This window comes from Rhizobium sp. C1 (assembly GCF_021026335.1).
In the GTDB taxonomy this organism is placed as follows: domain Bacteria; phylum Pseudomonadota; class Alphaproteobacteria; order Rhizobiales; family Rhizobiaceae; genus Ensifer_A.
The window spans coordinates 93,984-108,426 of sequence record NZ_JAJNCY010000002.1 but is presented as its reverse complement, the minus strand read 5'-3'; the positions used below and the strand labels follow the sequence as shown (position 1 = coordinate 108,426).

The window sequence follows — 14,443 nt, the reverse complement described above, 5'->3', positions numbered from 1 at the left end:
CAAAATGAAAGATAGCTTTCCATCTGTGGGCGGACCGATTCAGATCTTTTACACGCCTGTAGGCGGCAAGCGACTTCCGACCATCTCACGCGCCGAAGGGCTCTATATGTGGGATGCCAATGGAAAACGCTACGTCGACGCCTCGTCGGGCCCGATCTGCTGCAACCTCGGACATGGAAACCGCCGCGTTATCGAGGCCGGGATTGAGCAAATGTCCAAGGTATCGTTCGCGAGCCGGAACCTTTTCGAGAACGAGCCTAACATCCAGTTGGCAGATCTTTTGGCTAAGCTCTGCGGGCCGGGCTTTGAACGCGCCTTCATTGTTTCGGGCGGTTCGGAGGCGACTGAAGGGGCCCTAAAGTTCGCGAGGCAGTACGCGGTTGTGACCGGCCAAGAGAGCCGATGGAAGGTCCTATCGAGAATGCCGAGCTATCACGGAGCATCGTTGGGGGCCGTGTCGGTAACAGGTGACCCTGAGACCGAAAGCTTGTACGGCGACGTCACACGCATCATGCCTAAAGTTCCGGCCCCCTTTACCTACCGGCTCGAAGATGGACAAACTGTTGAGAGTGCGTCCGAGGCAGCGGCCAAGGCCCTTGAAGACGCTATCATTGCTGAAGGATCAGAGAGCGTTCTCGCGTTTCTGATGGAACCGGTCGGTGGCCTCTCGACGGGCGCTTTGGTTGCTCACGACGTGTATTACAAACGTGTCCGCGATATCTGCACGCGTCATGGCGTGCTACTCATCTACGATGAAGTTATGAGTGGCGCAGGTCGGACAGGGAAGTTCCTCTCCGCGGAACATTGGCCGGCCGCCAAGCCCGACATCTGCACGCTCGCAAAGGGAGTTTCCGCCGGATATACGCCCCTCGGCGTCATTATGGTGAGCGCCGCAATGACGGATGTGCTTCGCAACGCGGGCGGTTTCGTTCACGGTCATACCTATTCGGCAAACCCGCTATCGTGCGCGATTGGCCACGCTGCATTGATGGAACTTGTCGAGGGAAATCTGATGAGCAATGCCGCAGAGATGGGTGAACTTCTAAAGTCGGAATTGACTTCCCTCATGAACCGTTGCGATTTCATCGGCGACGTCAGAGGCAAAGGGTTGCTGACCGCCATCGAAGTCGTTTCGGATAAGGAGCGAAAGTCTGTGTTCGCGGCTGGAGAACCTTCGGTGGGCCGTCTGGTACAGCTTGGGATCGAACGAGGTATCCTTCTATACACCCGCCGAACCGCCAATGGACGCTATGGTGAATGGCTCATGATCTCTCCCCCTCTCACCGTTAACCCGGGTCAGATCAATGAGATTGTCGGTCTCCTGGAAGAAACATTCGCGGCGTTTAAAGCCGAAAAAACTGGCACGGCATGACCTCTTCCGTAAATGCCTCTCTTGAAAAGCCGCGCCGACCGTCCATCGGGATGATCGGCGTGGGTGCCTTCGGCATGTTCGCCGTCAAGCATCTAAGCGCGCACTTTCGCGTCGTCGGTTTCGATCCGTTCGCGGACCTTCAGCCGCTTGAGGCCCGTTATAGCATTTGCTCTGCCAGCTTACCTGAAGCAGCAAGTTGTGACTTTGTAGTGCTATCTATGCCTGTGAAAGAGCTAGCAAACGTTGTCCAGAATATTCGGCCATATCTGCGAGCGGGTAGCGTGGTGCTTGACGTTTGCTCGGTCAAATGCGGACCGGCGGCAATTCTGAAAGGGTTGCCGAGCCATGTCCAGGTCGTTGGTACACATCCCCTCTTTGGGCCTCAGAGCGGCAAGAATGGGATCGAGGGTTTGCCAATTGCAATCGTACCGATCCGTGGTACGGCTTACCGGATCGTCGCGGCATTCCTTCGAGCGCAGCTCAAACTCAGAGTGGAAATCACGACTGCGGAAAATCACGATCGGCAAATGGCCCAGGTGCAAGGACTGACCCATCTGATCTCGCGGATTCTGCTCTCCATGCCTTTGTCTCCTGCATCAATGACCACAACGGCTTTCGATCATCTAAAAGCGATGACCGAGCTCCTTTGCCGTGACTCCGACGAGCTGTTTCACGCGATCTGCGCTGAAAACCCGTATGTCAAGGCCGTCATTCGCCGTTTCCTAGACACGTCGAGAAATGTTGGAGGCCGTTTTTGCGGCGACAGTGAAGAGGAGCTACTGCAATCCAAGGCACCAAAAAGAACTAATCTTCAACCTTCCTGCTCAGAATGACCTCAAGACCGGCAACGAAGGAATCGATAAAGAGATTGAAACCGCGATCCAACGGGGCCGCAGCGCCGTTCTGCCACCGTAATACAAAGCTTCGATTGGCAAGACGTTCGATGTTCCGCGCTAGCAGGGGGTGAGTTTCTTCATTGACGGATGCGACAACCTTTTGCATTCCGACAGCCCACTCGGTGGCTTCTTCTTTCGGAACCATTGCAAATTCCTGTGTCGTGAACCCCACCATTGTCCCGATCACGGCATTGTATGCTGCATCCAACCGCTCCGCGGGGCAACCTGCCTGCGTCAGCACAGTCAGAATGCGTTCAATCATATCGAGGTCGACACTCGAATTGGATATAAGTTGCACCCCGATTAGCGGTGCCACGTTGGGATGCTTGCGAACAGCTTCGCGATAGTTATGGAACAGGGCTTTCAACCACCGCTTCCAGTCTGGTCCAAGAGGGGGAGCAATATCTCGCAGGACTTCAGAGATCACTTCGGCGATAACCGCGTTCCGGCTTGGGATGTGCCAATAGATGGCAGTCGGATAAACGCCAAGCTCCTTCGCAAGATTTCGCATGCTGAAGTTTTCAAGTTCTGACCCGTCGATAAGCTTCAATGCCGCCGCGACTATTGCCTCTCTGGTAAGGCCTTGTTGATCCGCCTCCGGCTTCAGTTTGCGCGGCGCGCGCCGTTGGCGACCTACGACAGCCTGATTCATATTCAGTACTCCAATTTCTTAATCCCGCCGCGCAACTGCGTGGCGAACTAGGCAGCCAAGGCCGGTACATTGGCCGGCGATGGTTCCATCATTGTGTGTCAGCCGAAGTGCAGCGAGTCCCTAGCTCAAGTATCCCAAGGAAGGAGGATGGATACAAGCTTTATTGTACAGCGTTAGGAGCCCGCGTCGGAAGCGGCAGGAATAGCAAAATGGGTTGAGTTACGGGACCACCCTCGCCCTGGCGTTTAACGTCCAAACCGCCACTGCTCCTGTGGCACAATCAGGCGGCCGTTGCGCAGGACAAGCTGAAAGGACGAGAGGTTAATCCGCGAAACCGGCAAAGATCCACGCCCCCATGAAATTCGCTACCATTTATTGTACGCTGTTATTGTACATCGGTAAAACATGAGCTAGCTTCTGAAAGCTGACAAGCTGTTAAAGGAGTTGTTGATGCCTGAAAGTCGCGGTCCCTCCATAACTTCGCCCTCAGAAGCCGATTTGGCGGCTCGCGCTAATGGCCTGGCGGACCGCATCGCGCCGAAGGTCATTCAATGGCGTCGCGAAATACACGCAAATCCTGAACTGGCATGCCAGGAGCATCAAACCAGCGCTATGGTCGCCGAGCATTTGCGCTCGATCGGGCTTGATGAGGTTCGCACAGGCTTGGGCGGTGGAACCGGCGTCATCGGGGTTCTACGCGGATCGAAGGCCGGTCCCGTTATTGCGCTTCGAGCGGACCTGGACGCCCTACCAATTCTTGAAGAAACCGGACTGCCGTTCGCTTCAACCGTGACCGCGTCATGGGGTGATATCGATGTGCCCGTCATGCACGCTTGTGGACACGATGCCCATACCGCCATGCTAATGGGAGCTGCTGAAGTACTTGGCTGCCTCCGAGAGGATATAAAAGGCACCATTCTATTCATATTCCAGCCTGCGGAAGAAGGCCCCCCGCCCGGTTGGCAGGGACCGCACGGCGCGAAGTTGATGATTGCGGAAGGGGCATTAAGCAACCCGAAACCGGATGCAATGTTCGGAATTCATGTCGTCGGTGGACGCCCCCCGGGAACCGCAGGGGACATCCATTATCACGTCGGTGCCGGCGGCTACGCAATGCGTCAGTTCAAGATCATCATCGAGGGAAAGGGGGGGCACGCGTCCATGCCCTGGCGCACTGTTGATCCTCTTGTGATCGGCGCACAGATTCTGCTCGGCCTTCAGACGATCATAAGCAGAAGGACCGACGTATATCAAAACCAGGCGACACTTTCGATTGGGAGTTTCCGCGGCGGTGATAAGTTCAACGTCATTCCAGATTTCGCGGTCATGGAGGGAGCCCTGCGCGTCACCCAGGCTGATAGCCTACCCGAAATGGAACGTCTGCTGAGCGCGACAGTGGAGGGAATTGCTGGGTCCGGGGGAGCCATCGGCCGGGTTGTTTGGGGCCATTACGACCCTCAGCTAATCAATGATGTGGAACTTTGTTCAATTGCGGCTGCCAGTTTCGGGCGTGCGGTGAATGCAGGCGGAAAGGTGATTGTTGCGCCTCCGTTTGCTCTCGACGACTTCTCGCAATTCTCGCACCACGTACCGTCGCTGTTCTTCACCATCGATGTCCCTCCGGAGCCTGGTCAGAACGTGATCTCGGGGGACCACCACACGTCAACCTTCTTTGTAAATGAGTCCGCTTTGGTGGTTGGAGTCCGCGCGTTCGTCCAACTGAGTCTAGACGCCTTAGAAAATCTACCTTGTCGCAAAGAATAGCCACGGCACCGCAGATCTCGGTGCCAGTTAGAGGCGGCGCGTCGGTTGAAAGTTCAAAACATCTCAAAAAAGGAGAAGGGGAACATGACAATAACACAAACGAAACGGGACGGCATTGTCAGCAAAGCGGCAAGCCCGGCTAAAACGATCATAGCTGTCTCCATCGGCAACGCCTTAGAATGGTTTGACATTGTTATCTATGGCTTCATGGCCGTGACAATCTCGCGGCTGTTCTTTCCTGATGGGGACAGCACTGTTTCGCTTCTCCTCACGCTCGGCACATTCGGCGTCTCTTTTTTCATGAGGCCGCTTGGCGCGATCGTCCTCGGTGCATATGCTGATCGGGCTGGGAGAAAAAAAGCTCTCACGCTCTCAATCACCCTCATGACACTCGGGACGCTGATTATCGCGATCAGTCCATCCTATGGCACGATCGGGCTCGCAGCCCCGCTTCTCGTGCTCATTGCGCGACTCATTCAGGGATTTTCCGCCGGCGGCGAATTCGGGAGTGCGACAGCGCTTTTGTCTGAACAGGATCCAGATCGACGTGGATTCTATGCCAGCTGGCAGTCAGCAAGCCAAGGTATCACGACAGTACTTGCGTCTGGTTTCGGCGTTGCGCTCAACGCACTCTTGACGCCCGAACAGTTGATGAACTGGGGATGGCGCATTCCGTTTTTCTTCGGGCTTCTCGTCGGTCCAATTGCCATCTATATCCGGAGGGAGCTGGAAGAAGGTGAAGAATTCCAGACCGAAAAAGCATCGCCGAGCCCGATCCTTGAGACGCTTGTTACCCATCGGGGACGAATAATCACTGCTATTGGACTGATCGTCCTTGGGACAACGATATCCTATGCCAGCTTGTTCACACCGACATTCGCGATCAGACAGCTCAAACTTCCCGCAACTGCCGGGTTCACTGCGTCCTTAATTCTCGGCGTGCTGCAATTTTTTCTATCGCCGCTGTTCGGGATGCTCTCTGATCGTATGCGCAGAACACGCATCATGACCATCGCAGCCGGCAGCATTCTTGTTGCGGTACTGCCTCTCTACACCTTGCTTGCAGCGTATCCCACAACGGTCACGCTTTACTTGGTTCAGATCGTTCTAGCGGTCGGAGTGTCGGCGTACTTCGGGCCTTTGTCTTCACTGATGGCAGAAATCTTCCCAGCCCGGATTCGAGGCACCGGTTTGTCTGTTGGATATTCGTTCGGTGTAGCAATCTTTGGTGGTTTCGCCCCGTTTATTATCGCATGGTTGTTAAGCACGACAGGATCGCTACTTGCTCCCGGCTTCTATGTCGCCGCTGCCGCTCTCCTCAGCCTAATAGCCCTTCGTTATTCGGAACGATATTTGTAATCGGGCGATATGAAAATAATTGCGGCCGAGCAATCGGGGAGAGACGGGCCGCAAAGGAGCAAGGTGCTATCTGCACCACAAGTTGATCACAGTTATCCTCCGCGTTGAAGCGGGTATGATGAACTTCATGACAAACCACGGTCATCTGATCGTTCACCGTGGTCGCCTACGCACGGCACAACTGCTATCTTTCCGCTCTCCAAGGGGCGGAAAGATAGAGTGATTAGAGAGCCGTAAATTCAACAGGAAACAGTAGGCATTCCCCCTCTGACACCAGAGACTGAAAGTCGCGGTCCGGCCATCTGCCCCGGCGAGCAGCTCACGAACATGTTGTGTGACGCCCACGTGCTCCCAATGTCCGGTCCCAACTCGGTGCCCCGGCTAGACCACGCCGCCATCGGGCGGTCACAAGAGGCAATGTCAGCAATGGAATCGACATGGCCATCTACTAGCTTAGTGGCGGACCATCAAAGGCTTCTCGGGTCCTCCGGAAATGCGCCATGGCGATTTGCAGGTGTACCCACTGTGCACAAATCATGGTCCGCTGATTGGACTTGGGGTCTTGGGTGACCAGGTCAGGCAAGAGGTCGTCGAAGCACCCTACCAACACACGGTTGACCAACCGACATGCAGGTCAGGCAGCTGCAGATATGCGGCGCTTAGCTTTGCATAAAGCTGCCTGCAGATGAGACCGGTCGGTTGGTGTCTAGCACTCCAGAGTCACTAAACGAAACCGCTTTTAAAGCGGCCTCTTGCCAGCCCCCTACATTCATTGTACAACGTTATTGTACGGCGTTATAAAACTAAGGGGAACCTCTATGAAACGCATGCTAATCTGCCTCGCCATGTCTACGGCTCTGACCGTTCCAGCTTCGGCGCAGGACGTCAAACTTGGCCTTCTTCTCGGCTTCACAGGTCCGCTCGAGTCGGTCGCGCCGGACATGGCGGCCGGCGCTGAACTCGCGATCAAAGAAGTCAACGACAGCGGGCTATTCCTCAACGGGAGTAAGATCACGACGATCCGCGCGGACTCCACGTGCGTGGACGCTGGCGCAGCAACAGCCGCAGCGGAGCGGCTCGTTTCGTCAGATAAGGTCAGCGCAATCATTGGCGACACGTGTTCGGGAGCATCGGCCGCGGTCCTGACCAACGTTGCTTTGCCGAAGGGCGTTGTCATGGTTTCACCATCCGCAACGTCGCCTGCTCTGTCCACTCTGAAGAGTAACGGCTTCTTCTACCGAACTGCATCCTCCGACGCGCGGCAGGGCGAAATTCTTGCGGCAATTATGAAGGATCACGGAGTAAAGACTGCCGCGATCACCTACACCAACAACGATTACGGCAAGGGTCTTTCCGACAGCATCAAGACCAATTTTGAAAAACTTGGCGGCAAAGTTACAATCGTTGCCTCTCATGAGGACGGAAAGGCCGACTACAGTGCCGAAGTAGCTTCTCTCGCTTCAGCCGGTGGCGACGTTCTCGTCGTGGCAGGATATCTTGACCAAGGTGGCAAGGGAATCGTTCGCGCATCACTGGATGCCGGTGCGTTCGAGAAGTTTGTTCTGCCGGATGGCATGATCGGTGACAGCCTCGTGAAGGCGATCGGTAAGGACCTGAACGGTTCGTTCGGTGATATCCCGGGCTCGAACTCAAACGGCGCGGAAATCTTCAAGGCCATGGTGACCAAGGCCGGCTTCAAGGTTGGCCCCTACTCTGCAGAATCCTACGACGCGGCGGCTCTCACCCTCCTGGCGATGCAGGCATCGAAGTCCAGCGAAGGCAGTGTTTTCAAGAACAAAATAATGGAAGTTGCAAACGGCCCGGGCGAACAGATCCTTCCCGGGGAGCTGGCGAAGGGATTGAAGATCCTCGCTGAAGGCGGAAAGATCGACTACGTTGGTGCAACCAATGTCAAGCTCGTGCCGCCTGGCGAAAGCGCAGGCAATTTCCGGGAAATTCTCGTCAAGGACGGCGCACTGACTACAGTCGGTTATCGCTAATTCCTTCAGGCTGACGGTTCGTCTTTCCAAGGGCGGACCGTCCCATTTACGAGAGTGACCAAAGATGATCACAGTTGAGAGACTGTGTAAGCGCTTCGGCGGCCTCGTCGCCGTGAACGACGTATCGCTTACGATTCAGTCTGGTAAGATAACGGGACTTATCGGGCCGAATGGCGCTGGCAAATCCACGCTCTTTAACCTTATTGCTGGCCGCTATCAGCCAACATCAGGCCGCGTGCTGCTCGACGGGGCCGATATTACCGGCATGCCGCCGCATGAGCTGTTTGCTCGCGGACTGCTTCGCACATTTCAAATCGCGCACGAATTCTCGACACTGACGGTTCGAGAGAATTTGATGGTCGTTGCTCCTCGGCATCCGGGCGAGCGTCTCTTCAATGTTTGGCTGCGTCCTGGGCTGGTGCGGCAGTTCGACCATGAAATTCGGCAAAAAGCCGATGAAGTTCTCGAGTTCCTCAAGCTTGACCACATTGCTCACCTTCCGGCGGGTAACATCTCAGGCGGACAGAAAAAGCTTCTCGAATTGGGCCGCACGATGATGGCGGAGCCGAAGATCGTGTTTCTGGATGAAGTCGGTGCAGGCGTGAACAGGACGCTGCTCTATGAAATCGGCGATGCCATTATTCGGCTGAATAAGGAGCGCGGCTACACGTTCTGCCTTGTCGAACATGACATGGATTTCATTGCCCAGCTCTGCGATCCCGTCATTGTGATGGCAGGTGGTGCCGTGATGGCAGAAGGTACCGTTGCTGAGGTCAAATCCAATCAAGACGTCATCGAAGCTTATCTTGGTCACGGCCCGAAACAGAAAAGGCAGGTTAAGTGATGGCTTTCCTCGCGGGAACTGAAATGACGGGTGGATACGGTGCAATCGATATCTTGCGATCCTGCTCGATCAGCGCCGAAAAAGGTCAGGTCACTGTGATCGTCGGCCCGAATGGTGCGGGAAAATCAACTGCCATGAAAGCGTTGTTCGGAATGCTGCCGGTTCGGTCTGGTTCGGTTCAGCTCGATGGCGAAGACATCACGGCGCTAACTCCCCAACGTCGCGTTGAGAAAGGAATGAGCTTCGTTCCCCAGGTCCTGAACGTCTTTCCGTCGATGACTGTGCTCGAAAACCTGGAGATGGGAGGGTACCTCCGTAAGGACGATATTCGGGGAACCATCGAGGAGGTGCTGGAGCTGTTCCCTGCCCTCCAACCAAAGCGACGCCAACTCGCCGGGGAGTTGTCAGGAGGACAACGTCAGCAGGTCGCGGTTGGCCGCGCCATGATGACCCGACCAAAAGTTCTGATGCTTGACGAGCCTACAGCAGGCGTATCTCCCATCGTCATGGATGAACTTTTCGATCGGATCATCGAGGTTGCCCGCACCGGCATCGCGGTCCTTATGGTCGAACAAAATGCGAAACCTGCTCTTGAGATCGCCGACGTCGGCTATGTCCTCGTCCAGGGGGAGAACAAATTCACAGATACCGGTTCAGCGCTTCTCGCCAACGATGAAGTGCGTATGACATTCTTGGGAGGCTGAGACGTGCAGGATTACGCAAATGCCTTCGTCCTATTACTCAACTATGTGGTCGTCCCGGCAACCACGTATGGCTGCCAGCTTGCACTGGGAGCCCTTGGGGTCAGTCTGATCTTTAGTGTGCTGAGATTTTCTAACTTCGCGCATGGCGAATTGATGTCCTTCGGCACCATGATCACCCTTTTGGTCACGTGGTGGCTCCAGGCACATGGGCTCACGATACAGCCGCTGGCGACCGCGCTTCTCGCGCTACCTGCGGGCGTTTTAGTGACGGTATTGCTGTCTTTGGCGACTGACCGTTTCGTCTATCGCTACTATCGTATCAAACGCTCGGATCCCATCGTTCTTCTAATCGTTTCGATCGGCGTCATGCTGGTTATGAGCGGGCTCGTCCGTTTCATCATCGGGACCGATGATCGCACCCTTGATGATGGCGTGCGGTTTGTCATCTCGGCAAAGCAATTTCGGGACCTGACAGGATTGCAGGAAGGGCTTGCAATCAGAGCAACGCAGATCATCACAATCGCTCTCGCAGCCGTCAGTGTCGGCCTTCTGTTCTGGTTTCTACGCCACACAAAAACGGGCAAGGCGATGCGTGCGTTTGCCGACAACGAAGATCTTGCCGGCTTGTCGGGCATCAGCGCTCAACGCGTCGTGACAATCACGTGGGTGGTTGCTGCTACGCTGGCGACCTTGGCTGGCGTTCTTTATGGGCTCGACAAGAGTTTCCGGCCATTCGTCTACCAGCAGCTTGTTCTGCCGATCTTTGCCGCCGCAATTGTTGGCGGTTTCGGAAATCCGGTCGGCGCTATAGTCGGTGGGTTTATTGTAGCATTTTCCGAGGTCGCCTTGACCTATTCGTTCAAGCGCTTCTTCAGCTATGTACTCCCCGCGGACTGGCTACCGGATGGTCTCTATCAACTGATTTCCACGGACTACAAATATGCCGTCTCGTTCGTCATCCTCGTTGTGGTTCTGATCGTCCGACCCTCTGGCTTTCTCAACACGAGGTCTTCATGAGCATCTCCGGCAAGAACTTCATGCTTTTTGCGGCCGTGGCAGCAGTTCTCTGCGTCATCGCTGCCGTCCAAAGCGTCGCCGTTGCGGTTACAATCGTTAATCTTTGCCTCGTCTCCGCCGTTATGTCCCTTGGTCTCAACATACAATGGGGCTATGCGGGACTCCCCAATCTCGGCGTGATGGGGTTCGCCGCTCTCGGCGGGCTGGCGGTGGTCCTGGTTTCCGCGCCCGGCGTGCCGGCGGCAATCGCCGCTGGCGGACCCGGGATTATTGCCTCCTTTGTCGTTGTCGTTGTCACGGTAGCAGCCGTCGTCGGAATTCGGAGACTAACCTCCCTTTCAAGAGCGACAAGGGTCGCAGCAGTCATTGCTGTTCTCGCGCTCGGGTATCTCATTTTGGGGCGATACTTCGGTCCTGCCAAGAACCTAATCGAAGCGATTGATCCATCGGCAACAGGCTATCTTGGCGGTCTTGGGTTACCTGTTCTTCTCTCATGGCCGGTCGGTGCACTTTTTGCAGCCGCGGCGGCGTGGCTCGTGGGCAAGATCGCACTCGGACTTCGCGGGGACTATCTGGCGATCGCCAGCCTCGGAATCTCGGAGATCATCATCGCCGTTCTCAAGAACGAGGATTGGCTAAGCCGCGGCGTCAAGAATGTCGTCGGCCTGCCGCGACCGCTTCCCGACGAACTCGGCCTTGCAGGCACCTCTTGGCTCCAATCGCTCGCGATCCAGTTTGGGATATCGCCACCCGATGCTGCTGCGCTTGTCGTTAAGCTGGGCTATTCAGCACTCTTCATGCTCGTGCTCGCCTTTCTGCTTTTGCTATCGGAAAAGGCGCTCCATTCTCCCTGGGGTCGCATGATTTATGCGGTTCGCGACAACGAAATTGCCGCAAGCGCGATGGGGAAAAATGTCAAGAACCTACATCTGATCGTCTTCGTGATCGGCGCGGCAGTTATAGGTCTCGCCGGAGCTATGCTGGTAACTCTGGACGGCCAGTTTACACCTGGAACCTACCAGCCTTTGCGTTTCACCTTCCTAATCTGGGTGATGGTGATCGTCGGCGGTTCAGGCAACAATTGGGGAGCGGTCCTCGGAGCGTTGATCATATGGACATGCTGGATTGAAGCCGACCCAATTGGAACATGGCTCATTCAACACTCTATCGGATGGCTCCCCGTAGGCAACGCAATGCGGGACCAACTTACCGCCAATGCTTCGCAGATGCGCCTCATCGTCATGGGTGTAATTCTACTGGTGACATTGCGCTTCAAGCCTGGAGGGCTAATCCCAGAACGCCATTGATCATGAGCCAGGATTTCAGTCAAATGCGACTACGACTCTACACCCCGAGGGGAAGTCGCATAAATCATCGATTTTGAAGGGAATTAGCTGGTCTGAGCGGAGTGACTCGATCACTCCACCCTCATGTCCCGACCGTGGATAGAAAGTGATTGCGGCAGAAATCTAGAAACTATAAATTTGATCTCATTACGCTTTTTCAAATTTCCATCGATTACCATCACGACCTATACAGTCAGTTTCTGTCAGTTTTTTTTCAATAAAGTCAGGCCGATCGGCGTAGGAAACGGCCATTTCCGTTCGCGGAAATAATTTCCTCGTCATCCTCGAATTCGACGCCAACGCGGCTTTCGGTGATCGCTCTGCCGATGAGGAGCTGATCGCTCTTTCTGAACTTTGCGTATCGTCGGACGAGTGTTTCGATGCTCATTCCAAGATACCCCGCGATACTTGCAAGCGGGAGTTCCGCACGGGACACCAGCCAGGTGGCCGCGGTGTGTCGCAGCGTGTGAATGACGACATCCTCCTCATCACCCAAAACCTCTCCGAACAGCTTTCTCATGGAACCCGACGGATCACCGGAATGGCCTGTCACGTCCTGACAGGGGTATTTGAGGCCCATCCGTTTCCACCGTTCGAGGTGGGCAACCAGCCGGCCCGGCACCTCAAGCTCGGGGGCCTGCTTGTTCCTGAACGCAATTTCGTCGTCACCGAGACGATAGAAGGTCGCTCTGTACTTCAGTTGACCGGAACGGGTCCGCACCTGTCGGAACTTGACCCAAGGACGGTCCTTTTGATCCGAAAAAGCGATGCGGAAGATCTTCGACTTCCGAGAGCCGGAATAGATAGCGATCAGAATGAAGCGCGCCAGGTGCTCCCAAATCTTCGCGTCCGGCACTGGCTTGCCATCGATGAACGCAAGCCCCCTCTTCCGTCTTGCGGCATGGATCAGAACGGCAATCTGCTGCCGCGTGAAGATGGCCTTCCTCATCTCGTAGTCTTTTGGCGTCGGGATATGCACAGTATGCCGGAGCAGGCCTTTTCGATGCGCATAATTTACCGCGGCCTTCAAGTCATCGAGGTAGCGGATCACGGCCTTCGGCTTATGTTCGCGCACGTCGGTTCTGGCTCCGAGATCATTTTTCGGCTTGTAGTTGCGGCGCTTTTTGAGCTTGGCGTACGCGGCAGCGGCCTTTTCGACCTCCCGCTTGTAGGCAAGATCGTCGAGATATCGAATGAAATTCTGCACCGTGTCATCATCGATTTGATCGACCGTCATCTCACCGAAAAAGTCGAGCACGACGGCCAGCCTCGCAAGGGCTTCATTGGGGCGGGACGGCGGCGCATCGAAATGCAGCTGCCAATTCTCGAACCTCTGCTACATATAAAGGGATATGACGTCCGCCACTATAACCGCGGCGGCTTCCTGATTCTTCAGTTTCTGCTGATCGCCAGCCTGACGTTCGGCAATATAACGGGCGACCTCAAGGTCGGCACGCTCCAAATGATTTTCTGCTTCCCTGCCGAATCCCAGGCTGATTTTGAGTTTGCCGTCTCTGATGAAGTACCGCTTCTGCTGCTTGTCGTACCAATGGCGAACACCTTTAGCCGGACGTCCCATTTACTTCGGCCTCCTAAGTTTTAGCGCGTCAAGCTTCGCGCGGGCTCGCTCTGTGGCGACCTGCGCGCGAACGGTATCTCGATGCGATTTCTGGCTCTCAGGAACGAAATCGACCGCTTTCTCTTTGAGGGGGTCGCGGGACGGCTTGATGTTGCCATCCAGAGAGACGAGCCAGTCGCGAACGGTCCTCCGCGTCACCATCAACTTTCCGCGGTGCATGATGGCCGCAAGACGCCCAGAATGAATCTCACCTCGCAAGGCGCTGACAGTATAGGTCGGCCCCTGCTTGGAGTGGCCACTCCGGAGTTCGCCACCCAACTCAGGAAGGCAAACAGCGAGCGCAAGCTTTAACGGCGCGTCGATGTCAGGGTCATAGACGCGTTCGGCAGCGAAATGCCGCCTAAGCTTTTGCACCAACAGCTCGCCACGGGTGATATATCCTTCAACCTCTGCATTCATCTTAGTAAGCTCATTGTCCAGTCGCTGATCCGACAGCCCATACTCAGGGAGCGGCTCCAGCACTTCTTTTGAAAATCGCCATTCAGACATAAACAACTCCAGCGTCCAGCCAGAAATACTATACGTCACCTCAGCGGAAATTCAATTTTTTATGTTCTTTTATTTATAAAATTCATCTTTCATACGATTCAATTGGAAAAAAATAAATAAAGAACTCGTCTACATCACTTAAAATCGAATAAATTCATTATGAATATTTCATCCATTTGATTTTATTATATATTTCAACTCGACAGCCAGAGAATGAAAGACTCCGGTCGCCACATTCAAAAACCGCCTAACCGGTCAGCAGCCTTCGAAATTGAAAGAACTCATGGCGAACTGAAGCTGAAAAACAGATGTGGTGTCTTTCAACACCATTCAGAAAAGGTCTTACGTCAGCCGAATTCGA

13 protein-coding genes are annotated in these 14,443 nt (G+C 54.9%); 9 read left to right on the top strand and 4 right to left on the bottom strand.

Going from position 1 to position 14,443, the window contains the following annotated elements; all coding sequences use genetic code 11:
• The first annotated feature begins 4 nt into the window (after positions 1-4).
• Positions 5-1,372: an aminotransferase family protein gene (locus LQK83_RS06010; RefSeq protein ID WP_230836466.1), complete on the top strand. Its 1,368-nt coding sequence runs from the start codon at positions 5-7 to the stop codon at positions 1,370-1,372.
• Positions 1,369-2,205, top strand: a complete 837-nt coding sequence (locus LQK83_RS06005; protein WP_230836465.1) for a prephenate dehydrogenase/arogenate dehydrogenase family protein — start codon at positions 1,369-1,371, stop codon at positions 2,203-2,205. Before LQK83_RS06010 ends, LQK83_RS06005 begins: the two co-directional genes overlap by 4 nt.
• Here LQK83_RS06005 and LQK83_RS06000 read toward each other — a convergent pair.
• Positions 2,177-2,920: a TetR/AcrR family transcriptional regulator gene (locus LQK83_RS06000; protein WP_230830252.1), complete on the bottom strand. Its 744-nt coding sequence runs from the start codon at positions 2,918-2,920 to the stop codon at positions 2,177-2,179. The two genes, LQK83_RS06005 and LQK83_RS06000, sit on opposite strands and share 29 nt — an antisense overlap.
• Positions 2,921-3,370: 450 nt before the next feature.
• On the opposite strand from LQK83_RS06000, the gene LQK83_RS05995 reads away from it, so the two are divergent.
• The 7 genes from LQK83_RS05995 (at position 3,371) to LQK83_RS05965 (ending at position 11,915) form a co-directional block, all read left to right on the top strand.
• Positions 3,371-4,684 carry a M20 metallopeptidase family protein gene (locus LQK83_RS05995; protein ID WP_230836464.1) on the top strand — a complete coding sequence of 438 codons (1,314 nt, stop codon included), beginning with the start codon at positions 3,371-3,373 and terminating at the stop codon, positions 4,682-4,684.
• Between the two features lie 84 nt (positions 4,685-4,768).
• Positions 4,769-6,043, top strand: coding sequence for an MFS transporter (locus tag LQK83_RS05990; protein WP_230836463.1), 1,275 nt, complete (start codon positions 4,769-4,771; stop codon positions 6,041-6,043).
• A gap of 818 nt (positions 6,044-6,861) precedes the next feature.
• Positions 6,862-8,043 carry an ABC transporter substrate-binding protein gene (locus LQK83_RS05985; protein WP_230836462.1) on the top strand — a complete coding sequence of 394 codons (1,182 nt, stop codon included), beginning with the start codon at positions 6,862-6,864 and terminating at the stop codon, positions 8,041-8,043.
• 64 nt (positions 8,044-8,107) lie between these two features.
• Positions 8,108-8,887, top strand: a complete 780-nt coding sequence (locus LQK83_RS05980; protein WP_230830256.1) for an ABC transporter ATP-binding protein — start codon at positions 8,108-8,110, stop codon at positions 8,885-8,887.
• Positions 8,887-9,591: an ABC transporter ATP-binding protein gene (locus LQK83_RS05975; RefSeq protein ID WP_230830257.1), complete on the top strand. Its 705-nt coding sequence runs from the start codon at positions 8,887-8,889 to the stop codon at positions 9,589-9,591. The genes LQK83_RS05980 and LQK83_RS05975 overlap by 1 nt, the downstream gene beginning before the upstream one ends.
• A gap of 3 nt (positions 9,592-9,594) precedes the next feature.
• Positions 9,595-10,608 (top strand): branched-chain amino acid ABC transporter permease, encoded by a 1,014-nt coding sequence (locus LQK83_RS05970; RefSeq protein WP_230830258.1) that lies wholly within the window; start codon positions 9,595-9,597, stop codon positions 10,606-10,608.
• On the top strand, positions 10,605-11,915 hold the full coding sequence (locus tag LQK83_RS05965; RefSeq protein WP_230836461.1) for a branched-chain amino acid ABC transporter permease: 1,311 nt from the start codon (positions 10,605-10,607) through the stop codon (positions 11,913-11,915). Before LQK83_RS05970 ends, LQK83_RS05965 begins: the two co-directional genes overlap by 4 nt.
• Positions 11,916-12,177: 262 nt before the next feature.
• Here the strand turns inward: LQK83_RS05965 and LQK83_RS05960 are convergent, their stop codons facing one another.
• From LQK83_RS05960 to LQK83_RS05950, 3 genes are all read right to left on the bottom strand, one after another.
• On the bottom strand, positions 12,178-13,212 hold the full coding sequence (locus LQK83_RS05960; protein WP_230836460.1) for a hypothetical protein: 1,035 nt from the start codon (positions 13,210-13,212) through the stop codon (positions 12,178-12,180).
• Positions 13,213-13,290: 78 nt separating this feature from the next.
• Entirely contained in the window at positions 13,291-13,533 is a 243-nt protein-coding gene (locus tag LQK83_RS05955) for a hypothetical protein (RefSeq protein WP_230836458.1), read from the bottom strand.
• The gene (locus tag LQK83_RS05950; protein WP_230836456.1) at positions 13,534-14,082 is read right to left on the bottom strand and encodes a hypothetical protein; all 549 of its coding nucleotides are present in this window, start codon (positions 14,080-14,082) and stop codon (positions 13,534-13,536) included.
• Positions 14,083-14,443: the final 361 nt, after the last annotated feature.